The organism is Lelliottia nimipressuralis (genome assembly GCF_004115925.1).
In the GTDB taxonomy this organism is placed as follows: Bacteria; Pseudomonadota; Gammaproteobacteria; order Enterobacterales; family Enterobacteriaceae; genus Enterobacter; species Enterobacter nimipressuralis.
The window spans coordinates 117613-135813 of sequence record NZ_SDDX01000019.1; the positions used below are offsets into that span (position 1 = coordinate 117613).

Below are 18201 nucleotides of genomic sequence, written 5' to 3' on the forward strand. Positions count from 1 at the left end.
GCAATGCACACCCATCACCTGCTCGTCGCTTCACTCTCCCTGCTTGCCACCGCCGCCGTCGCACAACCCCAGTACGCCTGGGTCGGCACCTACAACCCGAACGGCGAAGGGCTGTACCGTTTTACGGTCGATCCCAACAATGGTTCGCTCGGGGAGAAAACCCTCGTGAGCCAGTTACCCAACGCGGCGCAGCTTACGGTTTCGCACGATGGCAAAACCCTCTATCTGGCGAGCGAAGCGGAGAAAGGGGTGATTCAGGCGTTACGCATCGGGGCAAGCGGTGAACTGACCGAGCTGAATCAGGTGGCGTCCGGCGGGGCGGGACCTGTGTATGTGTCCCTGACGCCAGAGGGGCGTCATCTGCTGGTGGCGAACTATGTCAGCGGCTCGATTGCGGTGCTGCCCGTGAAGGCTGACGGCAGTCTGGGAGAGGCAACGGACACCCATCAGGATCAGGGCGAACCCGGTGCGGCGAAACCGGAAGCGGCTGTCGAAGGCAGTTTTGCCGTAAGCGATCATAACGGCCCTCACGCCCATATGATCGCCGCCGATCCGAGCGGGAAATATGTTTTTTCGACGGATCTCGGTCTGGATCGGATCTATCAGTATCGTTTTGACACTCAACGCGGAAAGCTCACCCCAAACGAGCCGCCGTTTATCAACGCCTCGTCTAAAGGTGCCGGGCCGCGCCATTTTGTCTTTACGCCGAAAGGCGATGGCCTGTGGCTGATCAACGAAGAGTCCTCGACCCTGAGCTGGTATGCTCTGGATCAGGCCACCGGCACGCTGAAAGAGGGCAAAACGATCTCTTCCCTGCCGAAAGAGTATAAAGGCACCAGTTTTGCCGCAGGGCTGGCGTTGAGCGCTGATGGCCAGCAGCTGTACGTCGCGAACCGTTTGCATAACAGCATCGCGCACTTTAGGGTAACGGCCGAGGGCACGCTGGTGCATCAGGAGGATGTCTGGACCCGTGGCGATTACCCACGCTCTCTGACCCTGGATAAGCAGGGCCGCTGGCTGTACGTTATGAATCAGCGCAGCGATAACATCACCCGTTTTCGCGTTGCACCCGATGGCAAGCTAAGCTTCGAACCGGACTACACGCCGGTCGGCAGCCCATCACAGATGGTCATTTCAACCGGGCCATGAGCCGTAAGAGGATAAAGACGTGCGATTTCCGAACCAACGTTTAGCGCAACTGTTCGATCTGTTGCAAAACGAGACGCTGCCGCAGGACGAGCTGGCGCAGCGGCTGTCGGTATCCACACGTACCGTGCGGGCGGACATCACCGCCCTGAACGCGCTGCTGGCAGGCCACGGCGCGCAGTTTATTCTCAGCCGCGGCAACGGCTATCAGCTCAAGATTGACGATGCCGCGCGCTATCAGTCGTTGCAGGATTCTCGCCCGCGCGCGCTGCGGATCCCGCGCACCGGACAGGAGCGCGTGCATTATCTGGTGGTACGTTTTCTCACCTCTGCTTTTTCGTTAAAGCTGGAAGATTTGGCTGATGAATGGTTTGTCAGCCGCGCGACCCTGCAAAACGACATGGTGGAGGTGCGAGAGTGCTTCCACCGCTACAGCCTGACGCTGGAAACGCGCCCGCGCCACGGCATGAAACTGTTCGGCAGTGAGATGTCGATTCGGGCCTGCCTGACGGATTTGCTGTGGGAGCTGGCGCAGCAGGACAGCCTCAATCCGCTGGTGACCGAAGTCGCCCTGAATGCGGGTGTGCCGGAGCAGCTGGTCATGGTGCTGCATGACACCCTCACGCGCCATCACATTCGTCTCACGGATGAAGGCGAGCTGTTTGTACGGCTCTACTGCGCCGTGTCCGTGCGCCGCATCAGCGAAGGCTATCCGCTGCCGGAATTTAACGCCGAGGATGTCGAAGAGAACGTGCGTGACGCCGCGCGGGATATTGCTGCGGCCATTGCCCGGCTGGCGGATAAAGTGCTCTCACCGTCAGAGGAGAACTGGCTTTGTGTCCACATCGCCGCGCGCCAGATTCAGGAGATCGCCCCGAGCGCGATTAACGCTGACGACGACGAAGCGCTGGTGAACTATATCCTGCGCTACATTAACACCCACTATAACTACAACCTGCTGAACGACGCCCAGCTGCATGCGGATTTGCTGACACATATCAAAACCATGATCACCCGCGTGCGCTACCAAATCATGATCCCCAATCCGTTGCTGGATAACATCAAACAGCACTACCCGATGGCGTGGGATATGACCCTGGCAGCGGTCTCCGGCTGGGGGAAATACACGCCGTACGTGATCAGCGAAAACGAGATTGGTTTTCTGGTGCTGCACATCGGCGTCGGGCTGGAGAGGCATTACAACGTCGGCTATCAGCGTCAGCCGCGCGTCCTGCTGGTGTGCGATGCCGGGAATGCGATGGCGCGCATGATTGAAGCGGTGCTGCAGCGCAAATACCCGCAGGTGGAAGTGACGCGCACCGTCACTCTGCGCGAGTACGAGCTGGCGGAAAGCATCAGCGAGGATTTCGTGATCTCCACCGCCCGCATCAGTGAAAAAGCGAAACCGGTGGTACAGATCGCGCCGTTCCCGACCGACTATCAGCTGGAGCAGATCGGCAAGCTGGTGCTGGTGGATCGCACCCGTCCGTGGATGCTGGAAAAATACTTCGACGCCGACCATTTCCGCGTGATTGATTCAAACAGTGATCAGCAAACCTTGTTCCAGGAACTGTGCGGGCAACTGTGTGAGGAAGGGTTTGTCGACGCGGAGTTTCTAGACTCGGTGGTCGAACGTGAAGCCATCGTCAGCACCATGCTCGGCGACGGTATCGCGCTGCCGCACTCCCTCGGTCTGCTGGCGCAAAAAACCGTGGTCTACACCGTACTGGCTCCGCAGGGAATAAAGTGGGGCGACGAAACGGCGCACGTGATTTTCCTGCTGGCGATCAGCAAAAGCGAATACGAAGAGGCGATGGCGATTTACGATATTTTCGTCACCTTCCTGCGCGAGCGGGCGATGACGCGCCTGTGCGGCTGCCGTGATTTTGCAGAATTCAAAACGGTGGCGATGGAGAGTTTGAGTCGTTTTTGAGGCGATGGGCGGAAAACGTCTCCGCCCACGGTTTATCGCAAATGATGTACAACCTGGTTGCTGCTGCCGCGCCAAATCAGCGCCGGGTCTTTCAAATCCTGCACGAACTTACCATCCACCAGCACGTTAATCAGGTCGACGATTTCCATCTGAGCGTCGTTTAGCTCATCCAGCTTATAGCCGGTCCACACCCAGATATCCTTCCCCGCGCACTCTTTTCGAATGCGTTTCACCAGTTTCAGAATGTGCGGCACGTTCTGCGGATGGAGCGGATCGCCGCCGGAGAGGGAGATCCCCTGGCGCGGGATCCGCGTGTCGTTCAGATCCCTGATAATCCGGTTTTCCATCTCGTCGTCAAACGGCAGCCCCGAGTTCAGACGCCAGGTGCTTTTGTTGTAGCAGCCAGGGCATTCGTGAACGCATCCGGACACAAACAGCGTGCAGCGGGTGCCCGGGCCGTTAACGATGTCGACGGGATAATACTGGTGATAATTCATTTTCGCTTCTCAATTATCGCAATGCCCGCGCTGGCTGCTCTTGCTCACCCGGCATCAGCGCGGCAGAGGATTACCCGATCTGGCCATTCCCCAAATGTTTCACGCGGCGCTTCACTTCTTCCTGCTTACCGGCGTTGAACGGACGTGCGTCCGGGCTGCCGAGGTAACCACAGACGCGGCGGGTCACGGAGACACGCGCGGCGTCGTGGTTACCGCATTTCGGACAGGTAAAGCCCTTGCTGGTACATTCGAATTCACCGGTGAAACCGCACTCGTAGCACTCGTCGATCGGCGTGTTGGTGCCGTAATACGGCACATGCTGATAGCTGTAATCCCACACGTCTTCCAGCGCTTTCAGGTTGTGCTGAATGTTCGGGTACTCGCCGTAACAGATAAAGCCACCGTTCGCCACCGGCGGGTAGGCCGCTTCAAAGTCGATCTTGTCGTACGGATTGACCTTTTTCTCCACGTCGAGGTGGAAGCTGTTGGTGTAGTAGCCTTTGTCGGTCACGCCGTTCACCACGCCAAACTCGGCGGTATCCAGACGGCAGAAGCGATCGCACAGGTTTTCGCTCGGCGTGCTGTAGAGGCTAAAGCCGTAGCCCGTTTCGTCTTTCCACTGGTCTACCGCATCGCGCAGGCGCTGAACGATAGCGATGCCTTTCGCGCGCAGGGCTTCGCTGTCATACATGTGCTGATTGCCAAACAGGGCGTTGATGGTTTCGTGGATGCCGATATACCCCAGCGAAATTGACGCGCGGCCGTTCTTGAAGATTTCAGAAACGTCATCGTCCGCTTTCAGGCGCACGCCACAGGCACCTTCCATATAGAGGATCGGCGCCACGCGCGCTTTTACTCCTTCCAGACGCGCAATACGGGTCATCAGCGCTTTACGCGCCAGCTGCAGACGTTCGTCGAGCAGGGTCCAGAACGCGGCTTCGTCACCCTTCGCTTCCAGCGCAATGCGCGGCAGGTTGAGGCTGATCACGCCGATGTTGTTGCGGCCTTCATGTACCTGCTCGCCGTTTTCATTTTCATACACACCGAGGAAGCTGCGGCAGCCCATCGGGGTTTTGAACGAACCCGTGACTTTCACCACCTGGTCGTAGTTCAGAATATCCGGATACATGCGCTTGCTCGCGCATTCCAGCGCCAGCTGTTTGATGTCGTAGTTCGCATCACCAAACTTGTGATTCAGGCCATCGCGAATGGCGAAGACCAGTTTTGGGAACACCGCGGTTTTGCGGTTTTTGCCGAGGCCCGAAATACGATTGCGTAAAATCGACTGCTGAATCAGACGCGACTCCCAGCTGGTCCCCAGACCAAAACCGAAGGTTACAAACGGCGTCTGGCCGTTGGCGGTGTGCAGGGTGTTCACTTCGTATTCCAGAGACTGGAACGCGTCGTAGCACTCTTTCTCGGTGCGGGAGCGGGCATAGCCGTCCGCGTCCGGGATCTGCCACTCTTGCGCCACTTTGCGATGCTTGTTAAAGCTCTCGGTGACAAAGGGTGCCAGCACTTCGTCGATGCGGTTAATGGTGGTGCCGCCGTAAATATGGCTGGCGACCTGGGCGATGATTTGCGCGGTTACCGCCGTGGCAGTAGAGATGGATTTTGGCGGCTCAATCTCGGCGTTGCCCATTTTAAAGCCGTGGGTCAGCATGCCTTTCAGATCGATCAGCATACAGTTGAACATCGGGAAGAACGGGGAGTAGTCGAGATCGTGGTAGTGGATCTCACCGCGTTCATGGGCCTGCACCACGTCGCGCGGCAGCAGATGCTGACGGGCATAGTGCTTGGCGACGATACCGGCCAGCAGGTCGCGCTGGGTCGGGATCACTTTGCTGTCTTTGTTGGCGTTTTCATTCAGTAGCGCAGAGTTGGTCTGCTCGACCAGGCCACGGATCTCCTGATTCAGGCGACCGCGCTTTTCACGCTGGATGTCACGGTCGTGACGGTACTCAATGTAGGCGCGCGCCAGCTGCTTGTACGGGCCGGACATCAGCTGGTTTTCTACCGCAGTCTGGATCTCGTTGATATCCACCTGACTGCGCTCATTCATCTGGCTACTGACGATTTCTGCGACGGTGGCGCAGTAATCTGCGTCATCGACTCCCGCTGCTTTAGCTGCACGCAGAATCGCTTCTTTGATGCGCTCTGATTTAAACGGCACTTTACAGCCATCTCGTTTCATCACATGCGGTGTCATGATCACTCCATTAAAAACAGGTTATCCACAGAGGTGGGGAAGGCTGCATAGGACGCAAGTCCCGATGCCTCAGTCACTTCCCTCGTTCCCGACGCTTGTTATCCACAATTCCGGCCGGCGTCGTCGCCGTTGTCTTGTTGGAATAGTAGACGATAAATACAATATGTTGGGTCGGCGTGCATTTTAAGTTCTATATGTAGTGATTTGCATCAAACATGTTTGCGATTTTTTTGATTCAGAACAAAGTAAAAAGACGAGAGTACAAACGGCGGGCACTACAGCGATTGTAAATCCGGGCAGGAAAAATCTGATTAAATATTCAACAAAAACAGTAAAATATTGCCGGGCAAACGCAGCGCTGCCCGGCATTTTGTACTACGCCTGCAGCCACCACACCGCCTCAAACGGACGCAGTGTCATCGCGGCGGGTTGGCTGGCGACTTCGGCGTAGTTGCTGAGCACCACGCGCCAGTCGCCGCTGAGGGCGTCCGGCTGCCACGCCTGGCATTCATGACTCAGGTTAGCGACCACGATCAGCGTCTGCCCCTGCCACTGGCGGCGGTAACACCACAGGGAAGAATGCGTCGGCAGCAGATCCTGATAGTCGCCCCAGGTCAGCAGCGGCAGCGATTTGCGCAGAGCGATCAGCGACTGATAGGTATAAAACACGGAGTCGGGATCGCTGAGCGCCGCGTCAACGTTGAGGGTTGCGACGTTATCGCACAGATCGATCCACGGCTCGCCGGTGGTAAAACCGCCGTTCGGGGTGGCATCCCACTGCATCGGCGTGCGGCTGTTGTCGCGGGATTTACTCGCCAGAATCGCCAGAAGTTCCTCTGCATCGCGCCCCTTTGCCCGCTGTTCGGCGAACATGTTGTGGCTCTCAACATCGCGATAATCGGTGATACGGACGAAGTGCGGGTTGGTCATGCCGATCTCTTCCCCCTGGTAGATGTACGGCGTGCCCTGCATGCCGTGCAGCACCATTGCCAGCATTTTGGCGGAGGTGGTGCGGTATTCCCCCTCGTCGCCAAAGCGCGAAACGATGCGCGGCTGATCGTGGTTACACCAGAACAGAGCGTTCCACGCAACGCCATGCATCCCTTGCTGCCAGTGGCTGAACAGGGTTTTCAGCGCCACGTAATCGGGCTTCGCGAGTGTCCACTTTTCGCCGTTCGGGTAATCGACTTTCAGGTGATGGAAGTTAAAGGTCATCGACAGTTCGCGCCCGTCGAGCGCGGCGTATTGCTGGCAATTTTCCAGCGAGGTGGAGGACATCTCGCCCACGGTCATCAGGTTGCGCGGGGTGAACACATCCCGGCTCATCTCCTGCAAATATTCATGGGCGCGCGGGCCGTCAGTATAGAAACGGCGGCCATCGCCGAGGTTATCGTCCGGGAAATCCTGGTCCTTGGAGATCAGGTTAATCACGTCGAGACGCAGGCCGTCCACGCCGCGATCGGCCCAGAACTCGCACACTTTTTTCAGCTCGCTGCGGACCTGCGGGTTTTCCCAGTTCAGATCCGCCTGCTCGGGGGCGAAAAGGTGCAGATAATACTGCTCACTCTCGGCGTGCCAGCGCCAGGCGTTGCCACCAAATTTGGAGCGCCAGTTGTTCGGCAGCGCGTCCGGCGTACCGTCACGCCAGATATAGAACTCACGGTACGGGCTCTCTTTATTGAGAGATTCGCGGAACCACGCGTGCTGCGTGGAGGTGTGGTTGAGCACCATGTCGAGCACCAGACGGATGCCGCGCGCATGGGCCTGTTTCACCAGTTCGTCAAAATCATCCAGCGTGCCGTAGGCCGGATCGATGGCGGTATAGTTCGCCACGTCGTAGCCGTTATCGATCTGCGGGGAAATATAGAATGGCGTCAGCCAGAGGGCATCCACGCCGAGGGTTTTCAGGTAGTCCAGACGCTGCGTGACGCCGCGTAAATCACCGGTACCACGTCCGGTGGTGTCCTGAAAACTCTTTGGGTAAATCTGATAGATGACACCGTTTTGCCACCAGTGCGGAAGGGTATTCATAATGCGTTCCTGCAAATGCGAAGGGGCGCAACTGCGCCCCGAAAGAAGACGTTAAACAATCTGCAGCGTGCCCTGACGGAACTTGCGCTGATAGATAACCGTGGTCAGCGCCATCGGGACGATAATCGCCACCGCCATGGCCAGGGCGAACACCTGCCAGTAGGACGGCTGAATAGAGAGGATACCCGGCAGGCCACCGACGCCGATGCCGTTCGCCATCACGCCGTTCAGCCCACACAGCAGCCCCGCCAGGCCTGAGCCGATCATCGCGCACAGCATCGGGAAGCGGTATTTCAGGTTGATACCGTACATCGCCGGTTCGGTCACGCCGAGATAGGCGGAGATGGCTGCCGGCACCGAGATTTCACGCTCGTTGTGTTTACGGCTGACCAGGATAATCCCAGTGACCGCCGACGCCTGAGCAATGTTCGACAGGGCGATAATCGGCCAGACCGGCGTACCGCCGAGGCTTTGAATCATCTGCATGTCGATGGCGAGCGTAGTCTGATGCACACCGGTAATCACCAGCGGCGCATAGAGGAAGCCAAACAGCGCAGCGCCAATCGGGGCGAAGCTGCCGGTCATCAGGTGACGCACCGCGAAGGCCACGCCATCGCCAATCATGCGGCCAAACGGACCGATAAACGCATGGGCGAGGAACACGGCCAGAATCAGCGAGCAGACCGGCACGACCACCAGATAGAGGTAATCCGGGACGATCCGTTTCAGGCGCGTCTCAATAAAGCCGAGTGCGAGACCGGCCAGCAGGGCGGGAATAACCTGCGCCTGATAACCCACTTTAGCGATGGTAAACAGGCCGAAGTTCCACACTTCCGGCACCTGTTGGCCAAGTAAGTAAGCGTTCATTAACTGCGGAGAGACCAGCGTTACGCCGAGCACGATGCCGAGAATCGGCGTGCCGCCCATTTTACGCACCGCCGACCAGCAGATCCCGACCGGCAGATAGAAGAAGATCGCCTCGCCAATCAGCCACAGGAAGTCATAGATGCTCTGCAGCGCGGGGTAAAGCTGCGCCAGGGTTTTGCCGTCGCTCATTGGCACGTCGCCAATCACGTTGCGGAAACCGAGGATCAGACCTCCGCTGATCAGCGCTGGCAGCAGCGGGAAGAAGATTTCCGCGAAGTGGGAGATCAGCTGCTCGTGCCATTTCATATTCTGGCGCGCCGCTTTCTTGGCCTGCTCTTTATCTGCCGACGAATGCCCGGTGGTCGCCAGCAGCGCGTGATAGTAATCACCCACTTCTGTGCCAATCACCACCTGGAATTGCCCGGCGTTGGTAAAGCAGCCTTTGACCATCGACAGCTCTTCGATAGCCTTCGGATTGGCTTTGGCCGGATCGTTCAGCACAAAACGCAGACGGGTAATGCAGTGGCTGACGGTGGCGATATTCTCGCGTCCCCCAACCAGAACGATCAACTGGTCGATATCAGTTTGTTTAACTTTGCTCATCATGAAGCCTCATGACAGATGTGGAGGGTAATGACCTGGACGCAAGCCTACTCTTTGAGCGAGACGCTGAAAATGGGAACGTTCCCGAAATTGGGTGAGGATCACAATAATCCGTTTTCGGAGGGTTAAGAAATATGGGCGGGGATAACGATTTGGCGTGGTTCAGAGCGACCGTTTATCTGCTCAATCAGCTGCATCGCCGCCTGACGGCCCGCTTCGGCGTAGCCCGGATCGACGGTGACAATCTCCGGATGCAGGAACTTCATCAGCGGTGTGCTGCCGACGCTCGCGAGCTGGATAGTGTCGATGCGCTGCTCCTGCAAATACTTGCTGGCGCCCAGCGCGAGGGTATCTGTGGCGCAGATAAGGGCGGTGGTTTGCGGGGTGAGCACGCTTGCCACCTGTTCGTAGCCCTGTTTCATTGCCAGACCAGGTAAAGAGGCCACCGCCGGGAGAGCGTGCTGTTTGCAAAACGCGAGATAGGCTTCGTGTCGGCGCTTGCCGGTGGTGACGTCGCTGTGCGGCACGCCGAGGAAACTGATATGGCGATGGCCCTGCTCGTACAGGCGCTGCATCAGGGTAAGGATCGCCCCTTCGTCGTCGTAGCAGACGGAGGCAAAGCCGCTGGCGTCGCGCGCCAGCAGCACCAGCGAGGCCTGCCAGGGTTTCAGAATTTCATCCTGAATGCCGGTAAACCCAAACAGCACCACGCCGTCGATATTGCGTCGTTGCAGCATCCCAAGATGCTCTTCCACCAGCTGAGGCGAGAACTGGCTCTCCATCATGATCGGATCGTAACCTTGCTCGTAAAAGGCGGGGAGCATGGTTTGCACCGCCAGATTTTCCGACAGGGAATCGAGACGCGAAACAATAATGGCGACCACTTTGTCGCTCTGTCCGCGCATGGCGCGCGCGGAACGGGAAGGAGAAAAACCGTGCTGATTCATCACCGCCTCGACGCGCTCGCGCGTGCGTTCACTGACGCCACTTTCGTTGTTCAGTACGCGCGACACGGTGGATTTCCCCACGCCGCTTAAACGGGCGATGTCTTTAATGGTCAGGCGATTCTGCATCCTTTATTCCCTGTAACAGCATGGTCGTCAATTGAGACTACTGCTTACGATTTAATTCGCAATGAGCAAAGTCTGGTATATGTACGGTTTAAATCTGCGGGCGTATCATACCGCCCGAACCGCCACTAACGGTATGGTTAAAACCCATAACTGCGCGGTGATAACCCCTTTTTTCACTTACCGGAGGCCGTATGGATCCCGATCCCACCCCTCTCCAGTCATGGAGACTGAGTCCTTTCCGGTAAGCCAGCCTTTTCGCTGTCTCACCGGTGATGTGTGAGGCAGTGACGTTACCCGTCCTATTTCAAGCTGCATATGCGTTGGCTATGCGCCGGCATACAGCCTGAAAGAGTGGGGTAAAAAATTCTGCTTTGAAAATTTAAGTGCCCTTCAGGTACCGCCTTGCTGTGCCTGAAGTTAACACTGCGTCCGCCTTTGCGGATGCGGGGGGCTTACTATGCTGAAAAATATCACCCAGCAGCTGCTTGCGCAGCTAAACCGCCACCTGCCGCGCCGTCTGGTTCAGCGCGATCCGCTGCCGAATGCCAAAAACCTGGCAGGCGCTGCCATTCCCTCCACGCTGACGGAGCATTGCCTGAAAGCCGCCGCGATGGACGAAAACGAAGTCTGGCGCGCCTTCGGCGGTCATCCGGAAGGGCTGAACGCAGCTGAAGTAGAAAAAACGCGCGCCGAGCACGGCGACAACAAAATTCCGGCGCAAAAACCGGCCCCGTGGTGGGTCCATCTGTGGCTCTGCTACCGCAACCCGTTTAACCTGCTGCTGACGGTGCTGGCGATCATTTCGTATGCCACGGAAGATCTGTTTGCCGCAGGCGTGATCGCGCTGATGGTGGCGATCTCTACCATGCTCAACTTTATCCAGGAGGCGCGCTCCACCCGCGCGGCGGACGCCCTGAAGGCGATGGTCAGCAACACCGCCACCGTGCAGCGCGTCATTAACACGAAAGGCGAAAGTGCCTGGCTGGAACTGCCGATCGATCAACTGGTGGTGGGCGATATGATCAAACTGGCGGCAGGGGACATGATCCCGGCCGATCTGCGCGTGATTCAGGCCCGCGATCTGTTTGTCGCTCAGGCGTCCCTGACCGGGGAATCTCTGCCGGTCGAGAAAGTGGCGCGCAGCCGCGATCCGCAGCAAACTAATCCGCTCGAAAGCGATACCCTGTGCTTTATGGGCACTACCGTGGTGAGCGGCACCGCGAAGGCTATCGTTATCGCCACGGGCGGCAACACCTGGTTTGGTCAGCTTGCCGGGCGTGTGAGCGAGCAGGAAAGCGAGCCAAACGCGTTCCAGAAAGGTATCGGTCGCGTCAGCATGCTGCTGATCCGCTTTATGATGGTCATGACGCCAATCGTATTGCTGATCAACGGCTACACCAAAGGCGACTGGTGGGAAGCGGCGCTGTTTGCCCTCTCCGTGGCGGTGGGCTTAACGCCGGAAATGCTGCCGATGATTGTCACCTCCACGCTGGCGCGCGGGGCGGTGAAACTCTCCCGTCAGAAAGTGATTGTGAAACACCTCGACGCCATTCAGAACTTTGGCGCGATGGATATCCTCTGCACCGATAAAACCGGCACCCTGACTCAGGATAAAATTGTGCTGGAGAATCATACGGATATCTCCGGTAAAGTCAGCGAGCGCGTGCTGCAAACCGCGTGGCTGAACAGCCATTACCAGACCGGGCTGAAAAACCTGCTGGATGTCGCCGTGCTGGAAGGGGTGGATGAAGATTCTGCGCGCGCGCTCTCAACGCGCTGGCAAAAAGTGGATGAGATCCCGTTCGACTTCGAGCGTCGCCGCATGTCGGTGGTGGTGAGTGAGCAGGCGAATGTGCATCAGCTGATCTGCAAAGGGGCGTTGCAGGAGATCCTGAATGTTTCAACGCAGGTGCGTCATAACGGTGAAATTGTGCCGCTGGACGACACCATGCTGCGCCGCATCAAGCGTGTGACAGATAACCTGAACCGTCAGGGACTGCGCGTCGTGGCGGTGGCCAGCAAATTCCTGCCGGGGCGCGAAGGGGATTACCATCGCCTTGATGAGTCGGATCTGATCCTCGAAGGGTACATCGCCTTCCTCGATCCACCGAAAGAGACGACGGCACCGGCGCTGAAAGCGCTGAAAGCCAGCGGCATTACCGTCAAAATTCTTACCGGCGACAGCGAGCTGGTGGCGGCGAAAGTGTGTCATGAAGTGGGGCTGGATGCGGGTGTGATTGTCACGGGCAGCGATATTGAAACGCTCTCTGACGATGAACTGGCACAGCTTGCCAAAACCACCACGCTGTTTGCGCGCCTGACGCCAATGCACAAAGAGCGCATTGTGACGCTGCTTAAGCGCGAAGGGCACGTAGTTGGCTTTATGGGCGATGGTATCAACGATGCGCCTGCGCTGCGCGCGGCGGATATCGGGATTTCCGTCGACGGCGCGGTGGATATTGCGCGCGAAGCGGCCGATATTATTCTGCTGGAAAAGAGCCTGATGGTGCTGGAGCAGGGCGTGATCGAAGGGCGCCGTACCTTTGCCAACATGCTGAAATACATCAAAATGACCGCCAGCTCTAACTTCGGTAACGTCTTCAGCGTGCTGGTGGCGAGCGCATTTCTGCCGTTCCTGCCGATGCTGCCGCTGCACCTGCTGATTCAGAACCTGATGTACGACGTCTCCCAGGTGGCGATCCCGTTTGATAACGTCGACGACGAGCAGATCCAAAAGCCGCAGCGCTGGAATCCGTCTGATCTGGGCCGCTTCATGCTGTTCTTTGGCCCGATCAGCTCGATCTTCGACATTCTGACCTTCTGCCTGATGTGGTTCGTGTTCCACGCCAACACGCCAGAACATCAGACTTTGTTCCAGTCCGGCTGGTTCGTGGTCGGGCTGCTGTCGCAGACGCTGATTGTGCATATGATCCGCACGCGCCGTATTCCGTTCTTCCAGAGCCGCGCCGCCTGGCCGCTGATCATCATGACCGGCGTGGTGATGGTGCTGGGGATCGCGCTGCCGTTCTCACCGCTGGCAAGCTACCTGAACCTGCAGGCGCTGCCGCTGAGCTATTTCCCATGGCTGGTGGCAATTCTGGCGGGCTACATGGTGCTGACGCAGATGGTGAAAGGGTTCTATAGCCGTCGTTACGGCTGGCAGTAAATCTCATGCCCGGCACCGCCGGGCCTAGGTTCCAAATCTGCCGGGTAAGGTGTCGTCGCCGCCCGGCAAAATAGCCTTCCTCCCAAATTCCACAACCTGTGATCCCCGTCATGCACTTTGCTTGACGACAATTTGTACGCATGTTAACAAAATGTTTTGTCTGTTTTTGGCCCGTCAAATTCTGATAAGGAACATTATGTTACGTCTTAGCCTCATCACCGCCGGGCTTTTGCTCGGTACCTCTGTGCTTGCGGCTCCTGCAGGCGATCTGCCGTTAATGCCCTGGCCCGCCCACGTTGAACGGCCCGCACAGCAGGGCTCATTCGTCCTCAGCGATACTATTTCCGTCAGCATCAGCGGCGACGATCTGGGTGATGCCGCAAACCGTCTTCGCCAGCGCATCGCGCTGCAAACGGGCTGGACGCTTCAGCCCCAGGCCGACAAACCTGAAAAGCCCACTATTTCAGTGACCATTGCCAAAAAAGTGAAGCCGCAGCCGCTGCCGGACAGCGATGAGAGCTACAAACTCACCGTGAATGCGAGCGGTGTGAACATCACCGCTAACACGCGCTTTGGCGCACTGCGGGCGATGGAAACGTTGCTCCAGCTGATTCAAAATGGCGCTGAAAACACCTCGATTCCGTGGGTGTCGATTGACGACTCTCCGCGCTTCCCGTGGCGCGGGCTGCTGCTCGATTCGGCGCGTCATTTCATTCCGCTGGAGGACATTAAACGCCAGATCGACGGCATGGCGGCGGCGAAGCTAAACGTCCTGCACTGGCATCTGACCGACGATCAGGGCTGGCGGTTTACCTCGAAGCGCTATCCTAAACTGACCCAGCTCGCCAGCGACGGGCTGTTCTACACACCGGAGCAGATGCGCGACGTGGTGCGTTACGCCACCGCGCGGGGCATTCGCGTGGTTCCCGAAATTGACATGCCGGGCCACGCGTCGGCGATCGCCGTGGCCTATCCGGAACTGATGAGCGCACCTGGCCCGTATGAAATGGAGCGACACTGGGGCGTGTTGAAACCCGTTCTCGATCCAACAAAAGAAGCGACCTACACCTTTGCCGACGCGATGGTCAGCGAACTGGCTGCGATCTTCCCCGATCCGTATCTGCATATCGGCGGTGATGAAGTTGACGATAGCCAGTGGAAAAACAGCACCGCCATCCAGCAGTTTATGCACGACAACAAACTGGCGGACAGCCATGCGCTGCAGGCCTATTTCAACCGCAAACTGGAAACCATTCTTGAGAAACACCATCGCCAGATGGTCGGCTGGGATGAGATCTATCATCCCGATCTGCCGAAAAGCATTCTGATCCAGTCCTGGCAGGGGCAGGATGCGCTGGGCGAGGTGGTGAAGCAGGGCTATAAAGGCATTCTCTCCACCGGTTTTTACCTCGATCAGCCCCAGTCCACGGCCTATCACTACCGCAATGAGATCGTACCGCAGGGCTTGAACGGTATGGACATCATCGCCGATTCCGACAGCGCGCAGAGCTGGACTTTCACGATGCCGCGTCTGAAAGGCAAACCGGTCGAGGGCAGTTTTACGCTGATTAAAGGCGTTTCCGGCTGGCGCGGATTTATCGATTTCAGCGGCAAATCCCGCCGTGCGATTGATCATATCGAATGGCGCGACGACAACCAGCTGAGCTTCACCGTCGACACCTGGATGGGCGAAACGCGCCCGGTGGTCAATGTGTCGGACGACAAACTCACCGGCTACTTCCTGGTGGGGAACGCCCGCTATCCGATTTCCGGCGCGCGCCTCAATGAGGTGCCGAAAAGGATTCAGCCGACGGTGCCGGATGCCGATCAGCAGGCCAACCTGCTCGGCGGCGAAGCGGCGCTGTGGGCGGAAAACGTGATTGCCCCGGTTCTGGATATCAAACTCTGGCCGCGCGCGTTTGCAGTGGCGGAGCGCCTGTGGTCTGCGCAGGATGTGAATGATATCGACAATATGTACACCCGTTTGCAGGCGATGGACAGCTGGACGACAGTATCGGTCGGGCTGCAACAGCATAGCCAGCAGCAGGCGCAGTTCACTCGTCTGGCGAATAACGCCGACACCCTGCCGCTGCACATTCTCGCCCAGGCCGTGGAGCCTGCGCAGTATTACACCCGTCAGCACCTGAAATTCCAGGCTGGAAATTATCATCAGTTTGAGCCGCTAAACCGCTACGCCGACGCGCTGAACGCCGAAAGCGCCACGGTGCGTCAGATGGATAAATGGACCGAGCGGCTGATAAGCGATGCCGAAGACACGGAAAGCGCCGAAGCGCTGCGTCACGTCTTTACGCGCTGGCAGAACAATACCAGCGATGCGCTGGCGCTGAGTGAAAACAGCTATCAGCTGAAAGCCATCAAACCGGTGATTCAGGAGGTGGACAAACTGGCGTCGATTGGCCTGCGCCTGACGGATCTGGTGGCGCGGCAAGGCACGCTGGACGATAAGGAGATCGCCTCGATTCAGACCGAGCTGGATAACGCGGCGAAGATTCAAGATGAAGTGGTGATTGCAGCGGTTTATCCGCTGGAGAAGTTGCTCAGGGCGACGAGGAATCAGTAGGGTTGTTGGGTTCGTTGGGCACTGAGGGGGTTCCGTTCACCTTATGTTCTGCTGAACATAAGGTGAACGGAATAACCTCTGATGCTTAACGGATCAGTACCGATCAGCGACGAACTGCAATCGCCTCAATCTCAATCTTCACGTCTTTTGGCAGACGCGCGACTTCTACGCAAGAACGCGCCGGGAAGGTTGCGTCGTGTTCGTTGAAGAACGCTTCGTAAGTGGCGTTAACGGTCGCGAAATCGTTCAGATCTTTGACGAATACGGTCGTTTTCACGATATCGCCCACTTTCAGGCCCGCGGATTCAACGATCGCTTTCACGTTTTCCAGTGACTGACGCGCCTGCGCCGCCACATCTTCCGGCACTTCACCGGTTTTTGGGTTCACCGGGATCTGACCGGAAGTAATGATCATGCTGCCGAGATCTACGCCCTGAACGTAAGGACCGATAGCCGCTGGTGCATTTTCCGTCGCAAGTACTTTGCTCATATTTTCTCCAGGATTACAGCGTTAAGAAGGGTCCCGGCCATTATACACATCATCCTTCACGCCGCCTCTTCGTTGGCCGCGTCCTCATACCCCGGTCACAGAGTTTCCTCTGCTTCCGGGGATATTTGGCCTTGATGCGGCGCGAATGATTTCGTGTAACAGAAGGCCGGCGTCTCATTACCAGCCTCAATTAGTTGGCCAGCACCACATAATGAGAAAACTCTTTTTCGCAATATTTGCATTTGAGTGCGATGTCATTCGCCCGCTTTTTCACTGCAAAACTGGACGACACCGGCTCAGCATGACTGATGCAGTTGCTGTTCGGGCAGATCAGCACGTGCTCGATGCGTTCCGGTAAGTTCGGGCGCGATTTGCCCACCACTTCGTAATCGTCGATGCGGTTCACCGTCGCGTCCGGCGCATACAGGGAGAGCTGGTTGACCTGCTCGTCGGTCAGGAAGGTGTTCTCGATTTTGATCAGGTCTTTGCGGCCCATCTCGCCGGACGGCAGGTTCAGGCCGATGGTGATGCGCTGGTCGGTTTCAGTCAGCTTGAACAGCGTCAGCAGTTTAAAGCCCACCTGCGCAGGGATATGGTCAATCACGGTGCCACGTTTGATGGCTTCAACCTGGAGTTTATTATCATGTGTCATTGTCATTTCCCCTTACAGAACGATTTCGCGATTCAGAACCAGTGCCAGTAACGCCTGGCGAGCGAAGATGCCGTTGCCTGCCTGCTGGAAATACCAGGCGTGCGGCGTCTTATCCACGTCGGTGGCAATTTCGTCGATGCGCGGCAGCGGGTGCAGCACTTTCATGTTCGGGCGTGCGCCTTCGAGGTCGCTGGCACGCAGGATGAACTGCGCTTTGACGTTCGCGTACTCGGACGGGTCGAGGCGCTCTTTCTGCACGCGCGTCATGTACAGCACGTCCACTTCACCCATCACCTCTTCAATGCTGGCGTGCTGGCTCCACTGGATGCCTTTTTCATCGAGCATATCGAGAATGTACTGCGGCATCGCCAGCGCCGCCGGGGCGATAAAGTAGAAGCGGTTGCCGTTAAATTTCGCCAGCGCCTGGGCCAGCGAGTGGACGGTGCGACCATATTTCAGATCCCCGACCATGGCGATGTGCAGATTTTCCAGACGCCCTTGCGTTTCCTGGATGGTGAAGAGATCCAGCAAGGTCTGCGTTGGATGCTGGTTCGCACCGTCACCGGCATTCAGCACCGGAATACCGCCGGAGAACTCGGTCGCCAGACGCGCCGCGCCTTCCTGCGGGTGGCGCATAACAATCGCGTCCACGTAGGTGCTGATGACTGAGATGGTATCCGCCAGCGTCTCGCCTTTTTTGCCCAGCGACGTATTGCTGCTGTCAGAGAAGCCGACCACGCTCGCGCCGAGACGGTGCATCGAGGTCTCGAACGACAGACGGGTGCGGGTGGAGGCTTCAAAGAAGCAGCTGGCGATCACTTTGTGCTTCAGCAGCTCGGGCTGTGGGTTGGCCTTCAGTTTTGCCGCGGTATCCAGAACCAGTTCCAGCTCTTCGCGGCTGAGGTCATTGATGGAAATGATGTGTTTTTGATAAAGCGGATTCATGTTTATCT

The 18201-nt window shown here is 57.6% G+C and carries 13 protein-coding genes; 5 read left to right on the top strand and 8 right to left on the bottom strand.

Features of this window, described 5'->3' with window-relative positions; translation table 11 throughout:
* Positions 1–3: 3 nt before the first annotated feature.
* Together ETG88_RS15345 and ETG88_RS15350 are read left to right on the top strand one after the other, a co-directional pair.
* Positions 4–1149, top strand: coding sequence for a lactonase family protein (locus tag ETG88_RS15345; RefSeq protein WP_129035711.1), 1146 nt, complete (start codon positions 4–6; stop codon positions 1147–1149).
* A gap of 19 nt (positions 1150–1168) precedes the next feature.
* The gene (locus ETG88_RS15350) at positions 1169–3079 is read left to right on the top strand and encodes a BglG family transcription antiterminator (protein ID WP_129035712.1); all 1911 of its coding nucleotides are present in this window, start codon (positions 1169–1171) and stop codon (positions 3077–3079) included.
* Between the two features lie 32 nt (positions 3080–3111).
* Here ETG88_RS15350 and nrdG read toward each other — a convergent pair whose 3' ends face one another.
* From nrdG to treR, 5 genes are all read right to left on the bottom strand, one after another.
* On the bottom strand, positions 3112–3576 hold the full coding sequence (gene nrdG / locus ETG88_RS15355; protein ID WP_129035713.1) for an anaerobic ribonucleoside-triphosphate reductase-activating protein: 465 nt from the start codon (positions 3574–3576) through the stop codon (positions 3112–3114).
* 70 nt (positions 3577–3646) lie between these two features.
* A complete protein-coding gene (gene nrdD, locus ETG88_RS15360) occupies positions 3647–5785 on the bottom strand; it encodes an anaerobic ribonucleoside-triphosphate reductase (protein ID WP_100777827.1) in 2139 nt (712 codons plus the stop codon).
* Positions 5786–6160: 375 nt separating this feature from the next.
* On the bottom strand, positions 6161–7816 hold the full coding sequence (treC, locus tag ETG88_RS15370; protein WP_129035714.1) for an alpha,alpha-phosphotrehalase: 1656 nt from the start codon (positions 7814–7816) through the stop codon (positions 6161–6163).
* Between the two features lie 51 nt (positions 7817–7867).
* Positions 7868–9286 (bottom strand): PTS trehalose transporter subunit IIBC, encoded by a 1419-nt coding sequence (gene treB / locus ETG88_RS15375; RefSeq protein ID WP_181827912.1) that lies wholly within the window; start codon positions 9284–9286, stop codon positions 7868–7870.
* 125 nt (positions 9287–9411) lie between these two features.
* A complete protein-coding gene (gene treR / locus ETG88_RS15380; RefSeq protein WP_100777823.1) occupies positions 9412–10359 on the bottom strand; it encodes a trehalose operon repressor TreR in 948 nt (315 codons plus the stop codon).
* 191 nt (positions 10360–10550) lie between these two features.
* On the opposite strand from treR, the gene mgtL reads away from it, so the two are divergent.
* From mgtL to ETG88_RS15390, 3 genes are all read left to right on the top strand, one after another.
* A complete protein-coding gene (mgtL, locus tag ETG88_RS22590) occupies positions 10551–10604 on the top strand; it encodes a mgtA regulatory leader peptide MgtL (RefSeq protein WP_220186778.1) in 54 nt (17 codons plus the stop codon).
* A 212-nt stretch (positions 10605–10816) separates the two neighbouring features.
* Positions 10817–13525: a magnesium-translocating P-type ATPase gene (gene mgtA / locus ETG88_RS15385; protein ID WP_107702357.1), complete on the top strand. Its 2709-nt coding sequence runs from the start codon at positions 10817–10819 to the stop codon at positions 13523–13525.
* Between the two features lie 196 nt (positions 13526–13721).
* Positions 13722–16106: a beta-N-acetylhexosaminidase gene (locus ETG88_RS15390; protein WP_129035715.1), complete on the top strand. Its 2385-nt coding sequence runs from the start codon at positions 13722–13724 to the stop codon at positions 16104–16106.
* A 103-nt stretch (positions 16107–16209) separates the two neighbouring features.
* Here ETG88_RS15390 and ETG88_RS15395 read toward each other — a convergent pair whose 3' ends face one another.
* The 3 genes from ETG88_RS15395 to pyrB form a co-directional block, all read right to left on the bottom strand.
* Entirely contained in the window at positions 16210–16596 is a 387-nt protein-coding gene (locus ETG88_RS15395; RefSeq protein WP_100777818.1) for an enamine/imine deaminase, read from the bottom strand.
* Between the two features lie 190 nt (positions 16597–16786).
* Positions 16787–17248: an aspartate carbamoyltransferase regulatory subunit gene (gene pyrI, locus ETG88_RS15400; RefSeq protein ID WP_100777817.1), complete on the bottom strand. Its 462-nt coding sequence runs from the start codon at positions 17246–17248 to the stop codon at positions 16787–16789.
* A 12-nt stretch (positions 17249–17260) separates the two neighbouring features.
* A complete protein-coding gene (gene pyrB, locus ETG88_RS15405) occupies positions 17261–18193 on the bottom strand; it encodes an aspartate carbamoyltransferase (protein WP_129035716.1) in 933 nt (310 codons plus the stop codon).
* Between the last annotated feature and the right edge of the window lie 8 nt (positions 18194–18201).